At 70.7% G+C, this 24,388-nt stretch carries 25 protein-coding genes; 10 read left to right on the top strand and 15 right to left on the bottom strand.

Features of this window, described 5'->3' with window-relative positions:
- Positions 1-16: 16 nt before the first annotated feature.
- The gene (locus GJ743_RS03205) at positions 17-592 is read right to left on the bottom strand and encodes a helix-turn-helix domain-containing protein (protein WP_155050501.1); all 576 of its coding nucleotides are present in this window, start codon (positions 590-592) and stop codon (positions 17-19) included.
- Between GJ743_RS03205 and GJ743_RS19365 the strand changes: the two genes are divergently transcribed.
- Positions 573-1,181 carry a nuclear transport factor 2 family protein gene (locus GJ743_RS19365; protein WP_230386418.1) on the top strand — a complete coding sequence of 203 codons (609 nt, stop codon included), beginning with the start codon at positions 573-575 and terminating at the stop codon, positions 1,179-1,181. The genes GJ743_RS03205 and GJ743_RS19365 overlap by 20 nt on opposite strands.
- A 24-nt stretch (positions 1,182-1,205) precedes the next feature.
- Here the strand turns inward: GJ743_RS19365 and GJ743_RS03195 are convergent, their stop codons facing one another.
- Entirely contained in the window at positions 1,206-1,571 is a 366-nt protein-coding gene (locus GJ743_RS03195) for a cupin domain-containing protein (RefSeq protein WP_155050500.1), read from the bottom strand.
- 158 nt (positions 1,572-1,729) lie between these two features.
- On the opposite strand from GJ743_RS03195, the gene GJ743_RS03190 reads away from it, so the two are divergent.
- A complete protein-coding gene (locus GJ743_RS03190; RefSeq protein WP_155050499.1) occupies positions 1,730-3,430 on the top strand; it encodes a hypothetical protein in 1,701 nt (566 codons plus the stop codon).
- A gap of 15 nt (positions 3,431-3,445) precedes the next feature.
- On the opposite strand, the gene GJ743_RS03185 is transcribed toward GJ743_RS03190, so the two are convergent.
- Positions 3,446-5,212 carry an ABC1 kinase family protein gene (locus GJ743_RS03185; protein ID WP_155050498.1) on the bottom strand — a complete coding sequence of 589 codons (1,767 nt, stop codon included), beginning with the start codon at positions 5,210-5,212 and terminating at the stop codon, positions 3,446-3,448.
- Positions 5,213-5,249: 37 nt separating this feature from the next.
- On the bottom strand, positions 5,250-5,876 hold the full coding sequence (locus tag GJ743_RS03180; RefSeq protein ID WP_155050497.1) for a PadR family transcriptional regulator: 627 nt from the start codon (positions 5,874-5,876) through the stop codon (positions 5,250-5,252).
- Positions 5,877-5,999: 123 nt separating this feature from the next.
- Between GJ743_RS03180 and GJ743_RS03175 the strand changes: the two genes are divergently transcribed.
- Both GJ743_RS03175 and GJ743_RS03170 read left to right on the top strand, forming a co-directional pair.
- Positions 6,000-7,049, top strand: a complete 1,050-nt coding sequence (locus GJ743_RS03175; protein ID WP_155050496.1) for an alpha/beta hydrolase — start codon at positions 6,000-6,002, stop codon at positions 7,047-7,049.
- A gap of 127 nt (positions 7,050-7,176) precedes the next feature.
- Positions 7,177-8,847, top strand: a complete 1,671-nt coding sequence (locus GJ743_RS03170; protein WP_155050495.1) for a SulP family inorganic anion transporter — start codon at positions 7,177-7,179, stop codon at positions 8,845-8,847.
- A gap of 39 nt (positions 8,848-8,886) precedes the next feature.
- Here GJ743_RS03170 and GJ743_RS03165 read toward each other — a convergent pair whose 3' ends face one another.
- Both GJ743_RS03165 and GJ743_RS03160 read right to left on the bottom strand, forming a co-directional pair.
- On the bottom strand, positions 8,887-9,435 hold the full coding sequence (locus GJ743_RS03165) for a GAF domain-containing protein (protein ID WP_155050494.1): 549 nt from the start codon (positions 9,433-9,435) through the stop codon (positions 8,887-8,889).
- Between the two features lie 95 nt (positions 9,436-9,530).
- The gene (locus GJ743_RS03160) at positions 9,531-10,490 is read right to left on the bottom strand and encodes an EamA family transporter (RefSeq protein ID WP_155050493.1); all 960 of its coding nucleotides are present in this window, start codon (positions 10,488-10,490) and stop codon (positions 9,531-9,533) included.
- 72 nt (positions 10,491-10,562) lie between these two features.
- On the opposite strand from GJ743_RS03160, the gene GJ743_RS03155 reads away from it, so the two are divergent.
- On the top strand, positions 10,563-11,537 hold the full coding sequence (locus tag GJ743_RS03155; protein WP_155050492.1) for a LysR family transcriptional regulator: 975 nt from the start codon (positions 10,563-10,565) through the stop codon (positions 11,535-11,537).
- Positions 11,538-11,585: 48 nt separating this feature from the next.
- On the opposite strand, the gene GJ743_RS03150 is transcribed toward GJ743_RS03155, so the two are convergent.
- Positions 11,586-12,476, bottom strand: coding sequence for an NmrA family NAD(P)-binding protein (locus GJ743_RS03150; protein ID WP_155050491.1), 891 nt, complete (start codon positions 12,474-12,476; stop codon positions 11,586-11,588).
- A gap of 146 nt (positions 12,477-12,622) precedes the next feature.
- On the opposite strand from GJ743_RS03150, the gene GJ743_RS03145 reads away from it, so the two are divergent.
- Positions 12,623-13,621, top strand: a complete 999-nt coding sequence (locus GJ743_RS03145; RefSeq protein ID WP_196216897.1) for an AraC family transcriptional regulator — start codon at positions 12,623-12,625, stop codon at positions 13,619-13,621.
- Between the two features lie 49 nt (positions 13,622-13,670).
- Here the strand turns inward: GJ743_RS03145 and GJ743_RS03140 are convergent, their stop codons facing one another.
- From GJ743_RS03140 to GJ743_RS03130, 3 genes are read right to left on the bottom strand one after another with little or no spacing between them, the layout of a single operon-like run.
- Positions 13,671-14,396, bottom strand: coding sequence for a hypothetical protein (locus tag GJ743_RS03140; protein ID WP_155050489.1), 726 nt, complete (start codon positions 14,394-14,396; stop codon positions 13,671-13,673).
- Positions 14,393-15,142 carry a hypothetical protein gene (locus GJ743_RS03135; protein WP_155050488.1) on the bottom strand — a complete coding sequence of 250 codons (750 nt, stop codon included), beginning with the start codon at positions 15,140-15,142 and terminating at the stop codon, positions 14,393-14,395. Before GJ743_RS03135 ends, GJ743_RS03140 begins: the two co-directional genes overlap by 4 nt.
- Positions 15,139-15,486, bottom strand: a complete 348-nt coding sequence (locus GJ743_RS03130) for a PadR family transcriptional regulator (protein WP_155050487.1) — start codon at positions 15,484-15,486, stop codon at positions 15,139-15,141. The genes GJ743_RS03135 and GJ743_RS03130 overlap by 4 nt, the downstream gene beginning before the upstream one ends.
- Positions 15,487-15,742: 256 nt before the next feature.
- On the opposite strand from GJ743_RS03130, the gene GJ743_RS03125 reads away from it, so the two are divergent.
- Positions 15,743-16,540, top strand: coding sequence for an SDR family NAD(P)-dependent oxidoreductase (locus GJ743_RS03125; protein ID WP_155050486.1), 798 nt, complete (start codon positions 15,743-15,745; stop codon positions 16,538-16,540).
- Between the two features lie 138 nt (positions 16,541-16,678).
- Here the strand turns inward: GJ743_RS03125 and GJ743_RS03120 are convergent, their stop codons facing one another.
- Positions 16,679-16,822, bottom strand: a complete 144-nt coding sequence (locus tag GJ743_RS03120) for a hypothetical protein (RefSeq protein WP_155050485.1) — start codon at positions 16,820-16,822, stop codon at positions 16,679-16,681.
- Between the two features lie 233 nt (positions 16,823-17,055).
- Here GJ743_RS03120 and GJ743_RS03115 point away from each other — a divergent pair, with 233 nt between their 5' ends.
- Complete coding sequence (locus GJ743_RS03115) at positions 17,056-17,409, top strand: SpoIIAA family protein (protein ID WP_155050484.1); 354 nt, start codon at positions 17,056-17,058, stop codon at positions 17,407-17,409.
- 122 nt (positions 17,410-17,531) lie between these two features.
- Here GJ743_RS03115 and GJ743_RS03110 read toward each other — a convergent pair whose 3' ends face one another.
- Positions 17,532-18,953 carry an HNH endonuclease signature motif containing protein gene (locus tag GJ743_RS03110; RefSeq protein ID WP_230386417.1) on the bottom strand — a complete coding sequence of 474 codons (1,422 nt, stop codon included), beginning with the start codon at positions 18,951-18,953 and terminating at the stop codon, positions 17,532-17,534.
- A gap of 259 nt (positions 18,954-19,212) precedes the next feature.
- Here GJ743_RS03110 and GJ743_RS03105 point away from each other — a divergent pair, with 259 nt between their 5' ends.
- A complete protein-coding gene (locus GJ743_RS03105) occupies positions 19,213-20,559 on the top strand; it encodes an alpha/beta fold hydrolase (protein WP_196216896.1) in 1,347 nt (448 codons plus the stop codon).
- Between the two features lie 41 nt (positions 20,560-20,600).
- Here GJ743_RS03105 and GJ743_RS03100 read toward each other — a convergent pair whose 3' ends face one another.
- From GJ743_RS03100 to GJ743_RS03090, 3 genes are all read right to left on the bottom strand, one after another.
- Positions 20,601-21,254: a CatA-like O-acetyltransferase gene (locus GJ743_RS03100; RefSeq protein ID WP_155050482.1), complete on the bottom strand. Its 654-nt coding sequence runs from the start codon at positions 21,252-21,254 to the stop codon at positions 20,601-20,603.
- Positions 21,255-21,348: 94 nt separating this feature from the next.
- A complete protein-coding gene (locus GJ743_RS03095) occupies positions 21,349-22,659 on the bottom strand; it encodes an Nramp family divalent metal transporter (RefSeq protein ID WP_155050481.1) in 1,311 nt (436 codons plus the stop codon).
- A gap of 160 nt (positions 22,660-22,819) precedes the next feature.
- Complete coding sequence (locus GJ743_RS03090) at positions 22,820-23,755, bottom strand: dihydrodipicolinate synthase family protein (protein WP_155050480.1); 936 nt, start codon at positions 23,753-23,755, stop codon at positions 22,820-22,822.
- 198 nt (positions 23,756-23,953) lie between these two features.
- Here GJ743_RS03090 and GJ743_RS03085 point away from each other — a divergent pair.
- On the top strand, positions 23,954-24,388 hold a 435-nt coding region (locus GJ743_RS03085), incomplete at its 3' end, for a LacI family DNA-binding transcriptional regulator (protein WP_155050479.1).

Raw genomic sequence — 24,388 nt, 5'->3', positions numbered from 1 at the left:
TCGCGTTCGAAGCGGGTCAGGCGCTGGCCAGCGTGTCTTCGTCGACGAGCACCCGGCGCCGTGCGAACTCGGGCGGCACCCGGTCGGGCGACGGGGTGAGCGTGTAGGGACCCTCGCCGAGGGTCCACGGGCGCCGCAGGTGGCGATCGGGACTCTCCGCCCAATCGGGTACGGGCAGGTGCTCGGCGGTGAGGTGGTGGGCGACGACGGCTGCGAGCGCGGCATCCCACTGCCGACTGCCGGTCGACTCGGGCGGCGAGATCGCGAGCGCGAATCGGGCGGCGCCGTGCTCGGCGCTCAGGTTGTCGTTGAGCTGGATGAATCGCCGGAGTGCCTGGTCGTCGCGGCCGTCGGCGACGGCGAAGCGGATGTCTGCGGCGATCGCCGCTGCGTCGTCGCGGACGGTGGGCACCGAGATGAGGCGGTGACCCGCCGCGCGAAGCGCGCGTTCCACGGCATCGAACGACGGGTTCTGGTGCCCGCGCTCGATGAGCGAGAGGTGCGACTGCGAGAGCTGGGCACGCCGACCGAGCGCCTGTTGGGTCAGCCTTCGGCTGCGCCGAGCAGCGCGGATGAGCGTGCCTGCGGTCATGATCACCTCGAATTATTTGATCTACCTAATACTAGCCTCATTCTGCCGCGTCAGGGCGGAATTCGAGGCGATCGCGTTCGGCGAGCAGCTGCCCCCGGCGCAGGTACCCGAGTCGCCGCGCCATCCGACCGACGATCTCTTGACGCACGGCCCCGACGGGGCGAAGGTGATCTCGTCAGACCGCAATGGCGCGGGATGCCGCGCGAGGGGAGCGAGCCGCATGGAGACCACGACCGACCTCACCACCGAGCAGATCGCCCGAGCGTTCTCGGGCCATCGCTTCGACCTCGCCCTGCAGCATCTCGCGGACGACGTCATCTGGACCTCCGTCGGCGGGGGTCCGTTGGTCGGACGGAAGGCGGTGGCGAAGGCGATCGAGCGCACGTCGGCCGACCTCGCCGACGTCACGACGGAGTTCCAGCGGTTCCGGTCGGTCGTCGGTGAGGAGAGCGTGGTCGTCGACGCCCTCGCCCGCTACACCGACGCCGACGGCGGCGTGTCGATCGTGGCCTCCTGCGACGTCTTCGACTTCGCGGCCGACGGGAGGATCACCGAGATCGTCTCGTACATGATCGAGCTTCCGAACTGACGGCGGACGCACGACATCCCGAGCTCAGTCGAGCTCGCGCAGCTCGGCGGTGCGCTCGCTCGGGGTGTCGCCCGTGTTGACGACGCCCTGGGGTTCGATGAGGATCGCCGAGACCTCGCCATCCGCCTTCGGGCAGTGCTCGATACCGCGGGGGACGACATAGACGTCGCCCGGGCCGAGCTCGACGTCGCCGTCGCGCAGCTGGATGACGAGGTCGCCCGAGATCACCATGAACAGTTCGTCGGTGTCCGGGTGCGAGTGCCAGGTGAACTCGCCGAGGAGCTTCACGACCTTGACGTCGTAGTCGTTCACGCTCGCCAGCCGGCGCGGCTGCCACGGCTCGGCGAACGAGTCGAGGGCGTCGTACACGTTGCGGATTCGGGCGTCCATGCTGCGATACTCGCCCGGGGCGCGCTCGTCCGCAACGCCGGTCCGCTCGGGCCGATCCTCTGACCCGAGAACTGGGGTGACGCCGATGAGCGCCGGGCCGTCGCCGACGGATTGCAGGCCGCTAGATTGAAGGCCACTTCGCTCACGGGGGGCATGGGATGAAGTTCGTTTCGGTCGCCATCGTCGTCGTGCTGGCTCTTGCGCTCGGCGGGTGCGCGACTGAGGCGCTGCCCGATGGTTCGGTGGCGGTGAGGGCCGGCCAGACGGCATCCGTCGCCTCACCAGACGGAGGTGTCACCGTCACCCTGCCAGCCGGTTCCTTCACGGGCGACGGGACGCTGTCTGCGAACCCGGTTCGCGCTGCAGATGGATCGATCGAATCCTGGACGATCGAACTCAGCGGATCGGCCGTGCTGACCGGTGAGGCGGAGCTTCGTTTCGTGCGAGACGGCCGGCGGCCGGAGGCACCCGCGCCACTCGTCACGTCGACGGACGGCGTCGACGAGGTGGTGATCGCCGAGGACGTCGTCATGGACGGAGACGCCGCGGTGGTGATGACGTCCCACTTCTCGAACTGGTTCGTCCTCTGGTGGGAGGATGTCGCCGACTCCATGCGTGCGGGACTGGACGACATCTACTCCGATGCCGGTCGTCAGCCTTCCTGTGACGCCGAGTCCGAGGTTCGCGACGCCGGCTTCGCCGTCGAGAGCGATGCGGGTTCCCGGGTCTACTGGTGCTTCGGCATGGGGAGTTCGGGCGCGATGCTCGATGCGGTGAACGGACGCGGATACACCGTTGCAGCGGAAAGCACCCCTGGCATGGAGTTCCGAGATGGGGGCACCGGCAGCCTGGTCGACCTTCTGGCAGACCTGATCAAGGAGACGCCCTCGAAGTCTGGAAACACGGTCGAGTTGATCGGTCCGGGCGGACACGCCGTGTACGACGTCACTGCAGAGCGAGTCTCAGCGGTGCGACTCACGCCGAGCGTCGGCGGCTATCTCGTCACGGCCGCGCAATACGCCGTCGAGACCGTGGCGATGATCCTGCCACTGACGGGCAAGCACGGCGTGACGACGGAGGCCATCCAGAAGTTCTTCGATTGGGGAGGCTGTCTCTCCGGCTTCACGTCGATGGCGACCGCGAGCATCGAGACGGCCACGCAGGCGTCGACGTACTTCAGCGATGCGGTGGGGGTCACGCTCGACTGCGCCGAGGACGCGCTGGAGCGGGCGGGACTGACCGCCCTCGGTACGCAGATCGCGAGTGGCCTCTCGTGGCTCGCGAGCGGAGTGCGGACTGCGCTGAACGGCTTCGGCGCTGCGGCCGATCTCGCACTCGACCCCACTGGCTACACCATCACGGTGACCCCTCCCGGCGGCGGGGCTTGGCTGATCACCGGTGGTGCGATCGGCCCATACCGTGCGGGGATGTCGCTCGAGGAGGCCTCGGCAGAGTTCGGAACGAGCCTGGGAAGCCCTCCGGTATCCGGGGAGTTCGTGTGCCAGGGCGTGGATGTCCTGGAGTTCGGCGACGGAACCGGGGTGACGTTCTCGTACCGCTTCTGGGACGGAGAGTACTGGAGCATCGTGTCGCTCAAGTCGCCACCGGACTCGGTCGGGGAGGCGGCTGCGATTCGGACGGCGGAGGACATCGGATTGGGATCCTCCGAAGCCGCGGTGCAGGAGGCATATGGCGGGCTCGTGACGCCGATGCAGCCGATCTATGCGGAGGGGGACTTCTACTACCGGGTGAGCCTTCCGGACGGAGACATCATTCTCTACGGGACTGAGGCGGCTGGCGTGACCGGCCTCAACGTCTCGACGACCGAGGGTCCGCCGCTCGACCATTTCTGCAGCTAGTCGCACTCGAAGCCGTCACCCCGGCCCGCGCCGCCCGAACGCGCCCGCGAACACCGCGTGCAGCAGCGGGAGGGCCGACACCCAGAGCAGGATCGCGCCCCAGACCGGTTCGTCGACCCTGAGCAGGATGCCGCCCAGGAACAGCCCCACGAAGATCACCGCCGACACGATCCGCCCGGCGGTGCGCTCGAGTCGGGTCATCCGCTGTTCGATACGGGGCGAGTTCGCGACGAGCCGGCCCTGCTCGATGCGGTCGACGACCTTGTCGAGCCGGCCCGGCAGCCGCCACGCGGTGCCGACCACCGACACCGCCTCGCGACCGAGCGACTGCACGATGTTGCCGCGCTCGTCGCGCAGCAGCTGGGCGGCGTAGGGCTCGACGGCGTCCCAGATGTTGAACTCGGGGTCGAGGGAGCTGCACATGCCCGAGGTGAGCGACATGGCGCGGATGATGAGCAGGAAGTTCTCGGGCAGCTGGAACGGCAGCGTCCGCATGACCTCGCCGAACTCGATCGCGAACTTCCGCAGCTCGCGTTCATCGACCTGCGCGAGGTCGGCGAAGCCCATGCCGCCGAAGCGCGCGAACAGCTCGGTCATCGCGCGCTCGAGCTCCGCGGTCTCGGCGGTCGGCAGCAGGAAGCCGACGCTGCGGAACGCCTCGACCAGGCGCTTGCCGTCGCGCGCGGCGACCGCGATCATCAGCTGCTGCAGCGCCTTGCGCAGCCCGTCGGGCACCTGGCCCATCATCCCGAAGTCGATGAAGGTGAGCTTCCAGGCAGGCGCTGCCGCGTCGGGCGCCGGCCCCGCGGCATCCGTCTCGTTCGAAGGCAGCGAAGCGGATGCCGCGGCATCCGTCTCACCCGACAGCACGCCGACGGGCGTGACGAAGATGTTCCCCGGGTGCGGGTCGGCGTGGAAGTAGCCGTCGCGGAACAGCTGGTCGAACATGACGGTCGCGAACTGCGCGGCGACGGCCTTCGGGTCGATGCCGGCGGCGATGAGGGCGGCGCGGTCGTTGATCTTGATGGCGGTGACGTCGGCGAGGGTGAGCACGCGGCGGGTGGTGCGCTCCCAGACGACCTCGGGCGCGGCGACGCGCGGGTCGCCGGCGAAGCTCGCGGCGAAGCGCTCGGCGTTCTGCGCCTCGTTGACGTAGTCGATCTCCTCGAGGCTCGTGGTCGCGAACTCCTCGACGAGGCCGGGCAGGTCGACGCGGCTCGCGACGAAGCGCACGCGGCTGAGCCAGTCGGCGACGCGCCGCAGCGCCCTGAGGTCGACGTCGACGATCACCTCGATGCCGGGTCGCTGCACCTTGACGACGGCGTCGTCGTAGCCCATGTCGGCGGCGTCGATGGGGGAGAGGCGGGCGCGGTGCGCCTGGCCGAGGGATGCCGCGGCGACCGGGGTCGGGTCGAACGACGCGTACGCGCGCTCGAGTGGCATGCCGAGTTCGGCCTCGGCGAGGCGGCGGATGTCGTCGAACGGCACGGGCGGCACCTCGTCCTGCAGCCCGGCGAGCTCGCGGGTGATCTCGGGCGGCAGCACGTCGAGGCGGGAGGAGAGGTACTGGCCGACCTTGATCATGAGCCCGCCGAGGTCGACCGCGAGCACGTGGAAGCGCTCGGCGATGCGCGTCAGCCGCGCCGCGCGCCCGCGCGCAGCGAATCGAGCGAGCCCGAACCGGGGCAGCACGATCTCGAACCACCAGGTCTGGATGATGTACCTGGCGGCGAATCGCAGGATCCGCCGGTATCGGGCGCGCGTGTTCCCCACATCGGGCATCCTGCCTGCCGGATGCCGACGTGTCGAGGGCACTCGGTCAGCCCTGGGCGAGGATCGAGTAGAGCTTGCGGCGCGCGTCCTCGAGCACCTCGACCGCTTCCTTCACCTGGTCGGGGGTGCCGGAGCGGCCGACCTGCGCAGCCGCCTGCGCGAGCTCGATGCCGGCCTTGGGCAGCGCGCCCGACATTCCCCAGTCGCGTCCGCCGCCGCTGCCGCCGCTGCCGCCGCTGCTGCCGGGCGGGGTCGGCCAGGGCGGGGTGCCGCGGTCGGCGGATGCCTCGGCGTCGGCCTTGCCCGCCTCGGTGAGCGTGTACGTCTTGCGGCCGCCCTCCTCCTCCGCGGTGATGAGGCCCTCGTCGGCGAGCAGCTGCAGCGTGGGGTAGACCGAGCCCGCGCTCGGCTTCCATGCGCCGCCGCTGCGCTCGGCGATCTCGGTGATGATCTGGTAGCCGTGCATCGGCTTCTCGGCGAGCAGTGCGAGCACCGCCGCGCGGACGTCGCCCTTGCCCATGCGGGGTGCGACCTTCTGCTCGAACATGCCGCGCAGCTGCTCCATGGCCTCCCAGAGACCTTGGCCGGGGTTGCCGCCGCCCCAGTTGCCCGTGCCCCAGTTGCCCGAGCCGCTGCCGAAGCCGCCGCCCGCGTACGAACCTGAATCGCTCATGATGACCTCCCTGAAGCGGGGCCCTGATCGGGTCTCGACGATATGTCAACGATATATCGCTGACCGGGTTCGGTGGTCGGGAATCTGCTGGGAGGATTCGCGTGCGCCAGAATCGGAGGCACCATGACGAGCTCCCGCGCAGATGACGTGAAACCCGCCCCGGCGCGCATGCGCGTCACCGACCTGCACCCGGACCTGCGGAGTGCCTACCGGTGGTTCCCCCGCCCGCAGGTCCGCCATGCGTGGCAGCGACGGATGGCGCAGGCCGCCCTCGCGCTCATCCCGCCGCCGAAGCCCGCCGAGGGCGTGCGGTTCGAGCGGGTCGACTTCGGTGTTCCCGGCACCGGGGTGCGGGTGTTCAAGCCCACTGTCGCGCTCGCGCCTGGGTCCGCCGCGCCTGCGTCGGCCGGGCCCGACTCCGGCGCTCGCGGCGCGCTGCTGTGGATCCACGGCGGCGGCCTCGTGATCGGCGCCGCCGCGCAGGACGACGGCTGGTGCGCACGGCTCGCGGAGCGACTCGGCATCGTGGTCGTCTCGGTCAAGTACCGGCTCGCCCCGGAGCATCCGTTCCCGGCACCGCTCGACGACTGCGTTTCGGCGTGGCGCTGGCTTCAGGATGCCGCGGCCGCTCGCGGCATCGACCCGGCCCGTGTCGCGGTCGGCGGGCAGAGCGCCGGCGGCGGGCTCGCGGCCGCGCTGGCGCAGCGCCTGCTCGACGAGGGGGCGACGCAGCCCGCCGCACAACTGCTGTACTGCCCGATGCTCGACGACCGCACCGCGGCGCGGCGCGAACTCGATGCGGCGCGGCACTTCGCCTGGACCAACCGCGACAACCTCGTCGGGTGGTCGTCGTACCTCCAATCCGCTCCGGGCGCCGATGTCGTGCCCGACTACGCCGTGCCCGCCCGTCGCGCCGACCTGTCCGGGCGGAGCGAACTCACCGGGCTGCCGCCGACGTGGATCGGCGTCGGCGACATCGATCTGTTCCACGATGAGGATCTCGCCTACGCCGCGGCGCTCCGCGATGCGGGTGTCGACTGCACGGTCGACGTGGTGCCGGGGGCGCCGCACGGTTTCGAGTCGATCGCCCGCGCCGCCGACGTGACGCACGCGTTCCATGCCCGGGCGCGGGCCTGGCTGGGGGAGCGGCTCGCGAACGGGTCGCCGAGCTGACGGCGAGGTCGGGTCGACCTCCCGCACCCTGGTCGCGCATCCGCGACGCGGATCTCTCGACGCCGACGCGCTCGCCCGCAAGGATGAGCAGGGAGGCCGACGGGCCGGTCGCCGACGAGGGGTGCGTATGAAGATCGACCTGCGCGGCCGCTTCTCGCGGAAGACGCTCGGCAGGGATGCCGTCGCCGGCGTCGTGCTCGGGGTCGAGAGCGTTCCCGACGGACTGGCCTCCGGGCTGTTGGCGGGCGTGAACCCGCTCGCCGGTCTCTACGGATACCTGTTCGGGATGGTCGGCGCCGCGGCCTTCACGAGCAGCTCGTTCATGGCCGTGCAGGCCACCGGCGCGATGTCGCTCGTCGTCGCCGATGCCGAACTGGGGAACACGGCGGACCCGGAGCGCGCGCTCTACACCCTTGCAGTCATGGCCGGGATCATCATGGTCGTCGCCGGCCTCCTGCGTGGCGGACGCCTCGTGAGCTTCGTGCCGACGGCCGTGATGACCGGGTTCATCACGGCCGTCGGCGTGAACATCGTGCTCGGTCAGCTCGGCAACCTCACCGGCTACGACGCGACCGGCTCCAACCGACTGGCCAAGACCCTCGACACGCTCCTGCACCTGCCGCAGTGGAACGTCTCGGCCGCCGTTGTCGGCGCCATCACGATCCTGTTCATCGTGGTCCTGCAGCGCACGCGGGTCGGCAGCCTCGGCCTCGTCGTCGCGGTCGTGGTGGGTTCGGTGTGCGCGGTGCTGCTGAACCTGTGGGTGCGCGAGCCCGTGACGCTGCTGCGCGACCTCGTCGAGGTGCCGCGCGGCCTTCCGCTGCCGGTGCTGCCGAGCCTCGACGACGTGGCGTACCTGCTGCTCCCGGCCGCTTCGCTCGCGTTCGTCGGCCTCGTGCAGGGCGCGGGCGTGTCGGCGGGCATCCCGACCGTCGATGGGGAAGGAGCGGATGCCTCGCGCGACTTCATCGGGCAGGGGGCGGGCAACATCGTCTCCGGTCTGTTCCGGGGGATGCCGGTGGGCGGTTCGATGTCGGCATCGTCGCTCGTCGTCGCTGCGGGCGCGCGCAGCCGAATGGCGCTCTTCATCGCCGGGGGCGTGATGGCGTTGGTGGTGCTGCTCGCGTCGGACCTCGTCGCGTACGTGGCGATGCCCTCGCTCGCCGGCCTGCTCATCGTGATCGGCGTCGCGACGATCAAGCCGAGTCGCGTGCTGTCGGTCGTGAAGACCGGGCTGCTCCAGACCGCGATCATGGTGGTGACGTTCGTGCTGACGCTGCTGATCCCGCTGCAGTACGCGGTGCTCGTCGGGGTCGGCCTGGGGGTCATCCTCTTCGTCGCGCAGCAGTCGAACCGCCTGCGGGTGCGCCGTGTCGTGGTGGCCGACGACGGACGCATGCGCGAGACCGACCCGCCCGACCGGGTCGGCGGCGGGGAGGTCGTCGTCCTCCAGCCGTACGGGAGCCTGTTCTTCGCCAGCGCCCCGACCTTCGAGCGCCAACTGCCCGCCGTCACGCAGGAATCGCGTGCCGCGGTGGTGATCGTGCGGTTGCGCGGAACCGACCAGATCGGCTTGGCCCATCTCGAGGTGCTGCGCCGGTACGCCCGCCGCCTCGACGACGTCGGCTCGTCGCTCAAGCTCGTGGTCAGTGAACGCCGTGTGTTCGACCAGGTCGTCGCGAGCGGCATCCTCGCCGACCTGGGCGAGGAGAACCTCTACCGGGGCGGCGAGTGGGTGGGCGAGGCGTTGCGTCGCGCGGTCGCCGACGGCGAGGAGTGGGCGCGGTCGCGAGCCTGAGGGGAGCTGCGTCGTCGACGAACCTGACGACGCGGCCGGCTACGCCGGCCGCTGGGCGGCCAGTCGAAGGGCGTCGAGCGTTTCGCCGATCAGCGCCGCGAGTTCGCGGATGTTCGCCTCGTCGGATTCGTCGAACTCGCGCCCACCGCTCTTGTCGCTCAGTTGCAGCAGCCCGTAGATGCGACCGTCGTCGCCGCAGACGCTCGTGGCGAGCCATCCGCGCATCGGCGGGTGGGTCGCAGCGAACGGGCCGAAGCCGGTGAAGAGCGGATGCGCCACCACCTCGGCGTCGGTCAGGCGGATGACCTCTCCGGGTGGGATCTTCATGCCGTGCAGGCCATGGCCCCTCGGGTCGACCCTGAAGTCACGGAACGCTGCGTACTTCGCGCTCAGGCTGAAGTACTTCCGTGCCTGTGACGCGTCCTCGCCGACCCAGAGCTTGAGCGCGGCCTGTTCGGCACCGGTCAGCGCTCTGGCGAGATGGCAGGTTCGGCGCAGGAGCGCGTCGAGCTGAGCGGCGAACTCGGGCTCGAGCGTGCCGGCCTCGAGGATCGGCGTGATCTCGATTCCGACCTCACCGGGGTCCATGGCATCAACCTAGCGCGCGAGCGTGCGACGCAGGACGGATGCCGCGGCATCCGAGTCATCCGGGACGATCGGCGCAACCACGCGGACCCGTCCCGTCACCCCGACCGCGGCGAGATCGGTTCCCGAGCGGATGCCTCCGGCGCAGGCGCCGCCTCCGCCTCCGCTGCCTCGGCCGCCGCCGCCTTCCGCCGCCCCGGCGCATTCGCGACGAACACCCCGGCCACGAGCACCGTCCCACCGACCGTCTCCCACACGTTCGGCACCTGCCCCAGCAGCGCCGCCGCCGACGCCATCGCGACGACCGGCGCGAGCAGGACCCACGGCACGACCGATGCGGAGCGGTTCCGGGCGAGCAGCCCGTTGAAGATCGCGTAGCCGACGAGCGTGCAGAGCCCGGCGGTGTAGAGCGTCGAGAGCAGCGGGCGCCATCCGAATGCCGCGATGCCGGCGGCGATGGCGTCGGGCCCCTCGATGAGCGCCGACAGTCCGAGCGCGGGCAGCGGCACCACGAGCGACGACCACACCGTGAGCGAGAGCGCCCCGAGCCGGCGGGCGGGTGCGACCGGCCCGGCCTTCCGCGAGATGACGTTGCCGATCGCCCACGAGAGTGCGGCGAGCAGGCACAGCACGACCGCGAGCGCTGGGGCATCGCCGCCGCGGCCGAGGGCGACGACGCCGAGCCCGACCGTGCCGAGCAGCACGCCCGCGACCTGCAGGCGCGTCGGCCGCTCGCGCAGCGCGAGGGCGGCGACGAGGATCGTGAGCACGACCTGCGCCTGCAGCAGCAGCGCGGCGATGCCGGGCTGCAGCCCGAGCGCGATCGACGTGTAGAGCAGGGCGAACTGGCCGAGGCTCATGAAGAGGCCGACGCCGACGACGGTCTTCCAGCCCGCGAGCGGGCGCGGCACGACGACCACGGCGAGGGCGACGACCGCGAACCGGATGGCGACGAAGAACAGCGGCGGGATGCCGTCCATGCCCCAGTCGATGACGACGAAGTTGAAGCCCCACATCGTCGCCACGAGGGCCGCCAGCAGCATGTCGCGTCTCGTCATGGATCAAGGTTCGCCCGCGGCATCCGGAAACACCAGCGACCATTTCTGCTCATGAATCGGTAGCATCACTGCATGATCGATCTCGAAGCCGTGGTCGCGCTGCGCGCGGTGGCCACGAACGGCAGCGTCGCGGCGGCGGCCGACGCGCTCGGCTTCACGCCGTCGGCGGTGTCGCAGCAGATCAAGCGCCTCGAGCGCGGCACTCGGGTCGCGTTGCTCGAGCGGGCGGGGCGCGGTGTGGTGCTGACGGATGCCGGCCGCCACCTCGTCACGTCGTCGGCGACGGTGCTCGCCGACCTCGAGCGCATCGAGGCCGACCTGCACCTCACGGGCCACAAGACGGGGGCGGATGGCGCGGCCGCGCGCCGCATCACCGGCGAGGTGCGCATCGGCGCGTTCTCGACCGCGGTGCGGGGCCTGCTCGTCGACGTGCTGCCGCGGCTGCGCGCGGAGCATCCGGAGCTTCGGGTGCCGATGCGCGAGAGCGAGCCGTGGGAGACGATCGCGCTCGTCGCGTCGGGCCAGCGCGATCTCGGCATCGTGCACCGGTGGGGCGGGGTCGCGCTGGCGATGCCCGATCACCTCGTGGAGACGCCCCTGTTCACGGATGTCGCGGACGTGATCCTGCGCCGCGAGCACCCGCTCGCGGGTCGGGCCGAGCTGACCCCGGCCGACCTCGCCGACGAGGAGTGGGTCGCGACGTTCGACTCGACGATCTGCCGGCAGTGGCTGCGGCGCCTGTTCGACGGCGTCTCGAACGCGCCGCGCATCGTGCACGAGTCCATGGAGTTCGAGAACCACCTCGAGCTCGTCCGCGCGGGGCTCGGCGTGGCGTTGGTGCCGCGGCTCGGGCGTTCGCCGCTGCCCGACGACCTCGTGGCGATTCCGACGGTGCAGCCGGCATCGGTGCGCGGGGTCGCGGCCGTGCATCGCCGCAGCCAGGCGGACTCGCCGGCGCTCCAGGCGGTGCTCGATGCGGTGCGCGCGGGCGCGCGGACGCGGCATCCGATCGACCTCGACGAGGCGGGAACGCCGCTCGGCGGCTGAGGCTCGCTGCGCCCAGGTTCACGCCCACGCGCCCGCCGACGCCCGGGCCTACGCCCAGACGCCCGCGAGCGCGGCCTGCGCGAGCACGGTGCGGGCGTCGCGCGGCGGCCGGCCGAGCGCCTCGAACACGCCCGAGGCGACCGATTCGTTGCGCCCGTCGAACACTTCCCGGCTGAGCTCGGTGAGCATCGTCGCGACCTCGGGCCCGGCGTCGGCCGCGACGGCCGCGTGGAACTCGTCGAAGCCGACGGGGAGGTACCGCACGTCTCGTCCGTGGAGCTCGGACAGCAGGGCCGCCATGTCGGCGAAGGTGAGCAGCTCCGGTCCGGTCACCTCGTAGACGCGGCCCTCGTGGCCCTCGCCGGTCAGCGCCTCGACGACGACCTCGGCGATGTCGTCGACGTCGATGAACGGCTCGCGCGCCCCGCCGGCCGGGAGTGCGAGCACGCCCGAGCGCACGGCGTCGCGCAGCATCCCCTCGGTGAAGTTCTGGACGAACCAGCTCGACCGCACGACGGTCGCCGGAACACCCGAGGCGAGCAGGATGTCCTCGCAGCGACGTGCGCCGTCCTCGCCGCGCCCCGACAGCAGCACGATGCGGCCGACGCCGGCGTCGCGGGCGACGTCGACGAGGTGCGTGATGGCCGCGGCGGATTCCGGCACGGCGAGATCGGGGGAGTAGGTCGCGTACAGGCGATCGACGCCCTGCAGGGCCCGAGGCCACGACTCGGGCGCGTCCCAGTCGAAGCCGGGAGTCGTGCTGCGAGCGAGGCCCCGCACGCGAAGCCCTCGGTGTTCGAGCAGATCGACGACCCGGCGGCCCGTCTTGCCGGTGGCGCCGATGACGGCTGTGGTGGCGGCTGCGCTGGCAGTGGCGGCTGCGCTGGCGTTCGCGGTTGCGGTGGCGTTCGCGGTGCCGGTGGTCGATGCGGTGTTCATGGTCGTTGCCCTTTCGGATCGCATGGTTTGGCTGTGGGTCCAGCATCGTCGGGCAACACGGACGAGCAATCGCTGAGAGCCCTGATCTATATGCCGATCGTCCAGAAGCTCGGACGTCCGGCATCTCGGCATGCCACGGTGGACGCATGGTCAATCCGCGAACGGCCCTCACCGGCCGAGCCCCACGCGCTGACGAGACATCCGCCGACCGGCTCGTCGACGGCCTGCACCTGCTGCGCTTCACCGGTGCGCTCTACTGTCGTGCCGAGCTCTCGGAGCCGTGGGGCATCGAGTTCCCCGCACTCGAGGGATACATGACCCTCCCGGTCGTGTTGTCGGGTCGCTGCATCCTCGAGATCGGCGGCGACGTGCACGTGCTCGAGGCCGGCAGCGCGACGTTGATCACCCGCGGCGTGCCGTACCGGTTGTCGAGCACAGCGGATGCCGCGGCGACGCCGCTCTTCGACATCCCCGCCGACGTGCTCGGCGACACGTACGAGCACATGGTCTTCGGCGGCGGCGGAGCGCCGACGCAGGTCGCGTACGCGGCGATGCAGGTCGACGCTCCGCTCACCGCGCGGCTCATCGCGGAGCTGCCCGACGTGATCCATGTCGACGCGTGGGACGACGGCGAGGCCGGTGCGTTCGGAGCGGTGCTGCGCCTGCTCGCACGAGAGGCGGAGTCGTTCGAGCCCGGCGGCGAGGCGGTCATGACGAGGCTGGCGGACGTGCTCGTCGTGCAGGTGCTCCGTCACTGGCTGCGGCGGGCCGACATGACGACGGGGTGGCTCGCCGCGCTGCGGGATCCGCAGATCGGGCGGGCGATCGGGCGGATGCACGCACAACCCGGGGAGCCGTGGAGCCTCGTGACGCTCGCTCGTGCGGCGAACCTGTCACGGTCGGCGTTCGCCGAGCGGTTCACGACCCTCGTCGGCATGCCGCCGATGCGCTACCTCACGGACTGGCGCCTCGAGCACGCGGCCTGGCAACTGGGTCGCACCGAGGAGCCGATCGCGGCGATCTCGGCCGGCGTCGGCTACACCTCGGAGGCGGCATTCAGCCGTGCCTTCAAGCGTCATCACGGGGAGACGCCCGGCGCCGTGCGCCGAGGAGGACGGGCCCCGGCCACGGCGTACACGGCGTAGCCTGCACGCCTCCGGCAGGCCGACGCACCGACGCTTCGTCGGGCCTGCCTCAGTTGGCGTCGTCCATGCCGGTGTAGTGCACGGATGCCCCGTGGCATCCGGCCTGCGTCCAGTCGTAGGCGTCGCCGAGCGGTTGGTCGTCGGCGCCCCAGAACGCCTCCTGCCATTCGGGAGTCCGGGCGTCGTTGAAGGCGTCGAGCTCCTCGAGCAACGCCATCATGTCGCCGTTCTCCCAGGTCTGCCACATCGGGATGAACGCGGCCGTGAACCCCTTCTCGGCCATGCACTTCGCGTCGAGGTGGCTCTGCATCAGGATCGTCTCGACGTCGAGCGCCCACTCCTCGACGAACTCCGCCGACGGCCTCGGGATCAGGTCGAGGTCGGACCTCTCGTCGTACACGGTGTACCCGCGGATGGTGGCGATGCCGCCGGGAGCCGGTTCAGCGTCAACGTCGCCGGCCGCGGATGCCTCGCCGGCAGCTGGTGCAGGTGCCGACGACGCACTCGGATCGGGCTCGGTCGTCGCGGGCGTCGGGTCCGCCGCGGTGTCGGGCGCGGGCGTCGACACGGCCGGAGTCGCAGTGGACGCGGCCGACAGCTGCTCGTATCCGTTGATCTCGGAGACGGCCGCTGCGGTGAGCGCCGCGCCGGTTCCGATGGCGATGGCTGCCCCGACGGCGCCGACGAGGAGTACGACGCGCCGCCGCGGCATCCGTCGACCCTGTCGCTCTTCTTCGCGTCGTCGTTCGTCGTCGAGGAGGTGCTGCAGGTTCATCGGGATTCCTCTCCGGTGAGGGCGGATGCCCCGGGCGCGGCCGGGAATCTGCGAGCCGGGTTCGCCCACTGGGCGGAGGCGGCAATGCAGAGGATCGCGACGCCGGTGCCGATGGCGTAGGCGGCCGGTTCGAGCCACGGCACCCCGTTGATCACCAGGAGCGCGGTCGCGCTGAGGTAGTACAGCGCCTCGACGCTCTGCGCGAAGATCAGGAGGCCGGTGACGGCGAGCAGCGCCGCGCCCCATGGCCGCATTCGGCGGTGCCAGAGCAGCGCGGTGGCGACGAGCGCGACCGCGCCGAGCGCGATGGTGAGCGCTGCCGCGATGGGGACCCAGCTGATGTCGCCGATCAGGAGCGCCCGCACCTGGCGGGCGGCGATGAACGCGCCGACGGCGACCTGCACGACGCCGATGGCGGCGACCGCGGCGAGGAGCAGCCCGTCGACGCGCGGGAGGCTCAGCCGGATGCCCTCCCGACCGGAGAGCTGTGCGCGCCGCCAGCCGAGGTCGGCTGGGATGCCGCGCAGCATCCGCGCTCGGATCGACCGTGCCGTGGCGCGCTCGCCTATGCCGGCCTCGGTGGCCCATGCCGTCTGCTCGTGCAGGTCGGAGAGGATCTCCTCCTGCCGGTCGGCCGCGACGACGGGATCGAGCCCGCTCGTGTACCGCAGCGTCCAGTGCAGCGTCGACCGGGCTGCGCGCTCCACCGCTCGGTCGTCTGCGCCGGTCATGTCGCCGCCGGTCATGCGAGCGCCTCACCGGTCACGGTGCCGCGGCGCTCGGTGCGGGCGGCCGCGCGAAACGCGGCCTCGCCGGCGCCGGTCACCCGGTAGAGGCGGCGGCGCGGGCGCCCGTCGGCCTCGGCCAATTCGGGCGCTTCCCACTCGGATTCGAGCAGCCCCGCGGCGTCCATCCGGTTCAGGGCGCGGTACAGCGTGCCGTGCGAGACCAGTGCGGACCCGTCTCGTTCGGCGAGCGTGCGCGCGAGTGCGAAGCCGAAGAACGACCCCTCGCGCGGCTGGATGGTGAGACCCGCATCGAGGATCGCGAGCTCGATCGGGAGGAGCACTCCCGGGCGTCGTCGTGGCATGTTCGTGACTATACGCACCTATGTGCGTATTAATCCAGAGGCTCGGGGAATCGGCGAATTCGCACCGTCACACCCTCGTCTGGAGTCGAAGTCGGCGGCGGGCAGGTCCACGTGATCCCCTCGGTTCGCGTCGGGTGACGTCGTCACGGTCGGTTCGTTCACACGGTGGTACGGATACGTAATGCAACCCAGTGGTTGCATCATCCGGGAGCCTATGCAACCGTTGAGTTGCAATAGCGACGAGAAGGGAACCATCATGAGCGTGCTCGAAGGCAAGGTCGCCGTGATCCACGGCGGCGGAGGATCGATCGGCGCCGCCGCCGCGCGCGCGTTCGCCAGGGAGGGAACGAGGGTCTTCCTCGCCGGTCGGAGCCTCCCGCGGCTCGAGGCCGCGGCATCCGCTGCGCGTTCGTTCGGCGGCACCGTCGAGATCGCCGTGGTCGACGCGATGGACCAGGTCGCCGTCGACCGCCACGTCGACGAGGTGACGGATGCCGCGGGCCGCATCGACATCGCGCTGAACGCCGTCGGTTTCGACCACGTGCAGGGCCGGGCGATCGCGGACACGTCGCTCGCCGAGTACCTGCACCCGGTCACGGGCTACCTGCAGACGAATTTCGTCACGGCGAAGGCCGTCGCGCGCCCGATGATCGCGCAGGGGAGCGGGGTGATCTTCACCGTCTCGACGCCCGGCGCGCGGCTCACCGGGCGCGGCCTCATCGGCAACGCCGCGCAGAGCGCGGGGCTCGAGGGCTTCTCGCGAGCGCTCGCCGGCGAGCTCGGTCCGGCGGGGGTGCGGGTCGTGTGCGTGCGGCCGCACGCCATGCGCGACGCGCTCGACACCTCGTACACCCGCCAGATGTTCGGTCGCATCGCCGACGCCTCCGGCATCGACTTCGACGAGTGGATGGACGGCCTCGCCGGTATGACGCTGCTCGGACGGCTACCGACCCTCGACGAGGTCGCCGAGTTCCTCGCGTTCGCGGCATCCGACCGCGCCGGATCGATGACCGGCGTGATCTCGAACCTGACCGCGGGCGCGCTCGTCGACTGACGTGGCGCTTCGAAGGGAACCAACGTGGGCCGCATCACCGACGGCGGGCGTGCGGGTCGCCGCACGGAATCCGCGCCGCAACGAGTCGACGTCGTGATCGTCGGCGGAGGTCCCGCGGGGAGGGGACATGCTCGCGGCTCAGTCCGCTGACGACTCCGCGGATCGGCCCGTGAGCAGGTTGGCCACGAACTCGCCGATCTCGCGCCGCAGCCCCGCGTAGGCCGCCGGGTGCGGCGCCTCCGCGTCGACCACCTCCGCGATCCGCTCGAGCGTCGGCCGCACCAGCCCGCCCGCCGCGGCCGACCACGACCCGAGCTGCGTCTCGAGGTCGTCGAGGGTCAGGTCGGTTCACTACGTTTTCGTAGTCAATCGTGGCGACCACGTCTTCGTACTCGATCGATGTCGCTCGCCGCAGTGGCTTCAGCCCTCAGCACTCTCCCGGGACCAACGCCCCCTCGACGCCGACGCCCCCACACGCAAGGCTGGCGGGGAAGGCGAGAGAACGGAGCACCCCGATGACGATCACGCAGTCCGACCGCAGCACCGGTGACACCCTCGGGTTCGTCGTGTCCGGCGACGTGACGAAGGCCGACTACGACGTGATGACGCCCGCGGTCGAGGCCGCGGTCGAGGAGCACGGCACGGTGAAGCTGATGCTCGACCTCACGGCCTTCCGGTGGGAGAAGGTCGGCGCGTGGGGTGCCGACCTGCACTTCGGTCGCGAGTTCCACGAGAAGGTCGCGCGCATGGCGATCGTCGGCCACAAGAAGTGGGAGGAGCGCCTCGCCCATCTCGCCACCCCGTTCTACGCGCAGGAGGCGGCCTACTTCGAAGACCCGGATGCCGCCTGGGCCTGGCTGCGGAGCTGACGCCCTGGCCTGGCTTGGCCTGGCATGGTGGTGCGAGATCACGGATTCATCGTCGGCAGCTCAGCGCGACCACCTCGTCGTACTCACGATGCGCCGGTGCGCGGTCAATCCCTCGAGCGGAGTCATGCCGCCCGGTCGGCGCGCAGCTCGAACCTCGCCCTGCCGCCGAGTCGTGGGACCTGGGATGGGTCGATGTGCGGTGGTGGGATGAACCAGACCTCGGTCGGGCCGGCGTGGATGTGCCATCCGTCGCGGTGGATCATGTGGTGGCAGAAGCTGCAGAGCAGGACTCCGTTGGCGAGGTCGGTCGGGCCGGTGTCGCGTTCCCACCAGTCGATGTGGTGCGCTTCGACGTAGCCGATGTTCTGGCCGCAGGAGGCGCAGCCGCCGTCGCGTTCGCCAAGGGCGAGGCGCTGGGCGTTGGTGAAGAGGCGGGCGGATCGGCCGAGGTCGAGCGGGAGGCTGTCGCCTCCGAGGACGGCGGGGATCAGTTCGGCGTCGGCGGCCATGCGTCGGGCGGTGCCGGCGGAGATGGGCTGTTCGAGGCCGTCGATGCGAGCGTGCCCGAGGCCGTCGACGAGGGTGTCGAGGTCCACGCGCACCACGACGGTGGTCTTCGCGAGCGGCGCGGCCGTCTGGGTGCAGCCGAGCGTATGGCGGGCGAGGGCGGCCAGCGCATCGGCCTGGATCTGCGGAATCGACCGCCGATCATCGACCACGGGCGAGAGATCGCCGGGTTCGCGTCGGCGCAGTGCGTCGCTCACGAGTGCCTCGATCGCCACCTTGACCGGGGCTGCGCTCTCGGGGTCGAGGCGGGCGTGCAGGTGCACCACGCCGCGGCTGTCTTCGCGCATCGTCAGCGAACGTTCCATCCGGACTTCGTCTTCGCGAGGCTCGACACCGTCGGGATCGAGCCGCGCCTCCGCCTCGCGCACCCCGCGCATCAGCGTCTCGAGTGGCACTCGCGCTGCCAGATCGACCAGCGCCGCCTCGACCACGTCGACCCGGCTCGCCGCGGCTCGTGCCGCCGACCGGTCGAGCATCGAGGTGATCGCCGACGCCGCCTCGAGGCTGATGGTCGCAGCGGCGAACGCGGCGGCGACGCGCGGGTGCCGCGTCGGCATCCGCTCGCCGCTGAACGCCTGCCGCTCGGCGGTCGCCGCACCCACGGCGATCAGCCGGTGCGCGTCGGACCGCGAGCCACCCGTCGCGGCCGCGATCAAACGCACCGGATTGTGGAAGCCCTGCGCCTTCGCGAGCCCTTCGACGCCGAATTCCGGCCCGGACCGTTTCGCCGCTTCGGCAGCGACCCTGGCGAACACGGCGTCGATCTCACGCCGGGTCTGGGCGAGCGCATCGACGACCTGCACGAGCCCGGCGTCGCCCATCCGTTCAACATCGACCTGAACCGCCCCGCTCGCCGGACCCCATGCCGGCATCGCACCCGCCCACGCCTCCCGCAGCGCTGCTACACCGCGCTCGAGCGCGACCAGCGCGTGCAGCGACGTGTACGCCGGCTGCGCGGGTGCCGGGGCCTGTTCCATGCTTCGATCCTGCACCCACCCACCGACATCCGCTCGCGCCGGAAATATGATCTGACCAGCGCTTCTACCTGTGGACAATTCGTCGAGAACTTGCCCTGTGGAGGAGAAGTCAGCTCGCCTCGCCGAGCTCTGTGATCAACGCGGACCTCATCCAGCGGCGTGTCCCAGCGAGGACTAGAGTGTTGCGCGTGACCGGGGTGGCTCCATGGGGTCGCAACTTCTCGGTGCCGAATGCTCGGCAGCGTCACGGGGTGTTGTCGTGATTCCGAGCACCGACTACGCCCGCAGCGGTGAGGCGGACATCGCGTTCAAGGTTTTCGGCGAAGGCTCCCGAGACCTCGTGGTGTCGTTCGCGTTCACGTCGAACGTCGACGTGTTCTTCGAGCTGTCCGAGAACATCGAGTTCGTCGAGCGGCTCATGAAGCTCGGTCGGGTGATCTGCTTCGACAAGCGCGGCACCGGGCTGTCGGAGCGTGGCACTGACTTCGTCACGATCGAGCAGCACAGCGACGACCTCATCGCGGTGCTCGACGCTGCGGGCAGCGAGCGGGCGGTCCTGCTCGGATGGTTCGACGGCGGTGCCGCCTGCCTGACCGCGGCCGCGCGGTATCCCGATCGCGTCCAGTCAGTGGTCGCGAGCGAAACGCTTGCGGTCGGTCACCGTACGAAGGGCTTCCCGTGGGGCATCCGGTTCAAGTTCCAAGGGGCCGCGATGCGGGCGTTCCTGACCGCCGGGTGGGGCAAAGGGGTCATTGCTCGGGGGATGGCGCCCGAGTCGGTTGCCGACAGCCGGGTGCTCAGTTGGTGGATGCGCCTTGAGACGCAATCCGCGTCGCCGCGCGGTGCGGCGCGGCTGCTCGAAGCTGCGGAGCGCATCGACATCCGCCCGTACCTTCCGCGCGTTCGCGTTCCGGTGCTCGTCCTCCACGATTCCAGCTTCCGGACGCTGCCGCCCGAGGCGTTCCAGTGGCTTGCCGACCAACTGCCCGACGGCCGATGCAAACTCGTCCAGCGCGATGGATCAGACAGGAGTCTGCTGCCGTCCGACGATCTCGTCGATGAGATCGAGGAGTTCATCGTCGGCACACGGAGCGGTGGGCGGCGTGAGGTCGCGACGCTCGTCGTCACGGACGTGGCCGGCTCGACGGATGCAGTCGCACGCTCAGGAGACGCGAGTTGGCGCGACCTCCTGACCGCGCACCGGGACTCGGTGCGGCATTCGCTCGCCAGGTTCTCCGGCCAGGAGATCGTCACGACAGGCGACGGGTTCTTCACCCTGTTCTCGATCCCCTCGTCGGCGATCAGGTTCGCCGAGGAGGTCGTCGGGGATGCGTCCGAACTCGGTCTCAAACTCCATGTCGGGATACACTCCAGCGAGGTCGTCATTCGCGATTCCGACGTCATCGGTATCGCTGCCCATGTCGTCGCCCGGGTTGCCGCCGCGGCCGGTCCGGGTGAGATCCTCGTCACCGAAACCGTGCGGGGGTTGGTCGACGGTTCGCATGTGCGATTTCAGCCGGCGGGCGACTTCACGCTCAAAGGCGTCCCCGGCACGTGGCCGCTGTTCCGGTTGGTCGCCGGCTCCGACCACCACACGTCGGCGTGATGACGGCATCGCCGAGCTCGGTCCGCTCGCGCGGTCCTACTTCACCCCACCCACCCCGGCTCCGCCACCAGCCCCCGGATCTCCTCAACGAGCCGCGCCGCATGGAACCCGTCCGCCGACGCATGGTGCACCTGCACGGCGAGCGGCATGAGCGTGCGCCCGGCGCGTTCGACGTACCGGCCGATGGTGAAGATGGGCAGCAGGTGGCGGGTGCCGCCGTCGATCTGCAGCGAGAACCCGGTGAAGCTCGTCCACGGCACGCTCGAGACGTCGAACACGTCGGGCGGCAGCTCGCCGTGCGGGAACATCGTGTCAGCGGATGCCGCGTCGGCGAGCACTGCGGACGCGCGATCGTGGAACGCGGCGAAGTCCGCCTCGTACGGGGTCCAGACCACCGCAAACGTCTCGCGTCCGGGGTTGAAGACCGTGAACGCGGGATGCACGACCGGCCAGGTCGCGGGCGCGCCGGCGTCAGTGAGCGCCATCCGGAACTCGCGGTTGCGGTTCACCACGGTGGCGATCGCCCAGATCTGGGCGGGATACGTCTTTCGGCCGGTGCGTCGCAGCGCCGCGACCAGCTCGGTCACGTCGATCTCGACGGTGATGGCGTAGGTGCATGGCACCTGCTCGCGGTAGTACTCGAACGTCTCGCGTCGCGTCCAGGTGTCGAGGTCGATCGGGTCGGGGGTCGCCATTCGTCGATCCTCTCAGGGCGGGCACGGCCGAGCGGATGCGCAACAAGGCGACCGGGGTCACCCCCGGCCGCCCCGCCGCGACATCCGCCCGCGCCTACCCGCCGGCCAGGCTCAGCACCAGCCGCACCGACAGCGCCACGACCGACACCAGCCCCACCACCCCGAGCACGTTCTGCCACCACCGGTTCCGCATCTCGCCCATCAGCGAACGCCGGTTCGCCATCACGATGATCAGCACCGCGAGCAGCGGGGCGACCAGCACCGTGAGCGCCTGCGCGATCACGATGAGCTGCACCGGCGCCTGCTGGAAGACGAGCGCGACGGTGACGCCGAAGGCGAGGATGGCGCCGCTCACGATCTTCGCGGTCCGCGAGCCCGACGAGGCCCCGCGGCCGAGCCCGTCGGAGAGCATGGTGCCGCCGGCCGTCGCGTTGGCGATCATCGACGAGAACGCGGCGCCGAAGAACCCGAGCGCGAAGAGCGTGGAGCCGACCGGTCCGGCGAGCGGCTCGAAGATCCCGGCGAGGGCGACGATGGTGCCCGCGGTCTCGCCGGTCGAGCCGAGCACGGCGGCGGCGACGACGATGACGAGCGAGGTCATGATGCCGGGCGCGACGATGCCGGGGATGGTGTCGACGATGGTGACGTCGCGGTACTGCTCCTCGGTGCGGCCGCGTTCCTTCGTGCCGTACGAGGTGTAGAAGGCGGCGTTGACGCTGAAGTTGGTGCCGACGAGGGCGACGATCAGCAACCAGGCGCCGTCAGGCGCGGTCGGGATGAGGCCCGACGCGGCCGAGACCCAGTCGGGGTTCGCGATGAACGCGCTGAGGATGAACGCCACCGCCATGGCCGCGACGACCACGACGAGCACCTTCTCAATCACGCGGTAGACGTTGCGGAAGAGCAGCAGCGAGGCGACCGCGACGGTGCAGATCACCGTCCACATGATCGGCGCACCGCCGAACAGCATCGAGAGGCCGAGCCCCGCGCCGACCGCGTTGCCGACCGAGAACATGAGCGTGATGAGGAACACGCCGATGCCGGCGAGCACGCCGACGGGCGTGCCCAGGTGGTCCTTGATCGACGAGATGAGCGACACGGGCGACTTGATGCCGAGCCGCACGCTCATGTCGGTGAGGAAGATCATGAGGATCGTCGACACGACGACGACCCAGATCAGCGTGTACTGGTAGCCGCTGCCGGCCTGCACGGCGGTGGTGAGGTTGCCGGGCCCGAACTGCCAGGCGCCGGCGACGAACGCGGGGCCGATCAGCGCGAGCTGCTGCCAGAACGATCGGCGGCGTCCGCTCGATTCGACGATGGCGCGCATCGACTCGGTCGAGACGCGGCCGTACCCGGTGCCCGGGGTGGTGGAGGTGTGGCGGGTCTTGGTTCGCTCACTCATGGCGAGCCTCCTTCTTCGGAGTGCGGCCGCCGGCCGCTCAGTCGTCATTGACTCGGGTTGCCGCACTTCGACGGCGCCGATCCTACGCCTCGGCGGCGGGATCGGTGAAAGAGGGGGGTGGCGGGCGGGGGCCGGATGTCTCCGACCCCCGCCGCACGGTTCAGACCGTGACCGCGACCTTCTCGAGCCCGGCCGACGCGAACGCCGCCGCGATCTCGGCGTCCGCGCCATCCGGCAGCGGCAGCAGCGGGGTGCGCACGGTGGCGTGGTCGAGGATGGCGCGGTGCACGAGGCCCCACTTCAGGGCGACGGTGCCCTCCATGTGCGAGCCCCGGTGGTACACGTTCTTGGTGACGGGCAGCAGCCGCTCGTGGATGGCGCGGGCGCGCGGGTAGTCCTGCGCCTTGCCGGCCTCGATGAGCTCGATGAGCGCCTCGGGGGCGATGTTGCCGTAGCCGACGAGCAGGCCGTCGACGTCGAACATGGTCGGCAGCAGGTACTCGTCGTGGCAGGAGAGGATCTGCAGCTCGGGGTACGCGGCGCGCAGGGCCGGGATCTCGGTGTACCAGCGGCGCATGTTGCGGACGCCGTTCTTGGTGGCGAACACGCCCTCCTGGCCGGCGATCTCGAGCTGCGTGTCGAGGTCGTAGGTGGCCTTGGTGTTGTCGGGGTACTGGAACAGGATCGACGGCAGTCCGCTCGTCTCGTAGATCTCGCGGTAGCGGCTCTGCGGGGCGCCCTGCTGGTAGCCGAAGCGCAGCCAGCCGTGCGAGGGGTAGACCAGGCCGGCGGAGGCGCCGGCGGCCTTGGCGCGCTCGGCCTCGAGGGCGGCGACCTTGTTGCCCTCGCCCGTGATGCCGGCGATGACCGGCACGCGGCCCTCGGTCGAGTCGACGAACGCGCGGATCACGTCGAGCTGCTCGTCGACCGTCAGGAAGGTGCCTTCACCCGCGTGGCCGAGCACGACGAGGCTCTTCACGCCGTCGATCGAGCCGAGCCACGAGCCCAGGCGCTGGATGGCGGCGAAGTCGATGTCGCCGTCGGTGGTGAACGGGGTCACGGGTGCGGGGTTCAGTCCGCGAAGGTCGAGTGCCATCGTCCGACTCCTTGTCTTTCTCTTCGTCGAGACCCGCGATGTGGAAACGATACCGGGAACGTTTGCGGGAACGTTTGCAAGTATGCTTCATGACGTGAGCGACTGTCAACACCTAATTCCGGATGCCGCGTGGCGCGCGCCGTCGCATGGCGCCCGATCCAGCCGGTCGCCCGCCCGTAGACTCGCGGTGGCAGGAGGTTGAAGGTGGAGCGCACGCACGCCGGTGGGCCGGTCACGCTGAAGGATGTCGCGCAGGCATCCGGCGTGAGCATCTCGACGGTCAGCCGCATCCTCGACGACCGCACGCCGGCCTCGCGCAGCGAGACGGCGCAGCGCGTGCGCCGGGTCGCGGAGGAGCTCGGCTACCGCCGCAACATGTTCGCGTCGAACCTCCGACGGGGAGCGACGGCGACGATCGGCGTGCTCGTGCCGCGCCTGACCGACACCGTGATGGCGCTCATGTTCCAGGCGATCGAGGAGGCGGCCGGTCGACGCGGCTACTTCGCCGTGGTCGCGACGTGCGGCGACGACCCCGACGACGAGCGCCGCGCCACCGAGACCCTGCTCGATCGCAACGTCGACGGCGTGATCCTCGCGACGGCCCGCCTCGACGACCAGCTTCCGGCGTCGCTG

Source organism: Agromyces bracchium (assembly GCF_009709675.1).
Taxonomy (GTDB): Bacteria; Actinomycetota; Actinomycetes; order Actinomycetales; family Microbacteriaceae; genus Agromyces; species Agromyces bracchium.
The sequence above is the reverse complement of the archived record's forward strand: the minus strand, read 5'-3'. Positions and strand labels throughout refer to the sequence as shown.

Coding starts and splice junctions, on each gene's coding strand:
- GJ743_RS19365 (WP_230386418.1), top strand. CDS start 573: ATGAGCGTGCCTGCGGTCATGATCACCTCGAATTATTTGATCTACCTA.
- GJ743_RS03205 (WP_155050501.1), bottom strand. CDS start 592: ATGACCGCAGGCACGCTCATCCGCGCTGCTCGGCGCAGCCGAAGGCTG.
- GJ743_RS03195 (WP_155050500.1), bottom strand. CDS start 1,571: ATGGACGCCCGAATCCGCAACGTGTACGACGCCCTCGACTCGTTCGCC.
- GJ743_RS03190 (WP_155050499.1), top strand. CDS start 1,730: ATGAAGTTCGTTTCGGTCGCCATCGTCGTCGTGCTGGCTCTTGCGCTC.
- GJ743_RS03185 (WP_155050498.1), bottom strand. CDS start 5,212: ATGCCCGATGTGGGGAACACGCGCGCCCGATACCGGCGGATCCTGCGA.
- GJ743_RS03180 (WP_155050497.1), bottom strand. CDS start 5,876: ATGAGCGATTCAGGTTCGTACGCGGGCGGCGGCTTCGGCAGCGGCTCG.
- GJ743_RS03175 (WP_155050496.1), top strand. CDS start 6,000: ATGACGAGCTCCCGCGCAGATGACGTGAAACCCGCCCCGGCGCGCATG.
- GJ743_RS03170 (WP_155050495.1), top strand. CDS start 7,177: ATGAAGATCGACCTGCGCGGCCGCTTCTCGCGGAAGACGCTCGGCAGG.
- GJ743_RS03165 (WP_155050494.1), bottom strand. CDS start 9,435: ATGGACCCCGGTGAGGTCGGAATCGAGATCACGCCGATCCTCGAGGCC.
- GJ743_RS03160 (WP_155050493.1), bottom strand. CDS start 10,490: ATGACGAGACGCGACATGCTGCTGGCGGCCCTCGTGGCGACGATGTGG.
- GJ743_RS03155 (WP_155050492.1), top strand. CDS start 10,563: ATGATCGATCTCGAAGCCGTGGTCGCGCTGCGCGCGGTGGCCACGAAC.
- GJ743_RS03150 (WP_155050491.1), bottom strand. CDS start 12,476: ATGAACACCGCATCGACCACCGGCACCGCGAACGCCACCGCAACCGCG.
- GJ743_RS03145 (WP_196216897.1), top strand. CDS start 12,623: ATGGTCAATCCGCGAACGGCCCTCACCGGCCGAGCCCCACGCGCTGAC.
- GJ743_RS03140 (WP_155050489.1), bottom strand. CDS start 14,396: ATGAACCTGCAGCACCTCCTCGACGACGAACGACGACGCGAAGAAGAG.
- GJ743_RS03135 (WP_155050488.1), bottom strand. CDS start 15,142: ATGACCGGCGGCGACATGACCGGCGCAGACGACCGAGCGGTGGAGCGC.
- GJ743_RS03130 (WP_155050487.1), bottom strand. CDS start 15,486: ATGCCACGACGACGCCCGGGAGTGCTCCTCCCGATCGAGCTCGCGATC.
- GJ743_RS03125 (WP_155050486.1), top strand. CDS start 15,743: ATGAGCGTGCTCGAAGGCAAGGTCGCCGTGATCCACGGCGGCGGAGGA.
- GJ743_RS03115 (WP_155050484.1), top strand. CDS start 17,056: ATGACGATCACGCAGTCCGACCGCAGCACCGGTGACACCCTCGGGTTC.
- GJ743_RS03110 (WP_230386417.1), bottom strand. CDS start 18,953: ATGGAACAGGCCCCGGCACCCGCGCAGCCGGCGTACACGTCGCTGCAC.
- GJ743_RS03100 (WP_155050482.1), bottom strand. CDS start 21,254: ATGGCGACCCCCGACCCGATCGACCTCGACACCTGGACGCGACGCGAG.
- GJ743_RS03095 (WP_155050481.1), bottom strand. CDS start 22,659: ATGAGTGAGCGAACCAAGACCCGCCACACCTCCACCACCCCGGGCACC.
- GJ743_RS03090 (WP_155050480.1), bottom strand. CDS start 23,755: ATGGCACTCGACCTTCGCGGACTGAACCCCGCACCCGTGACCCCGTTC.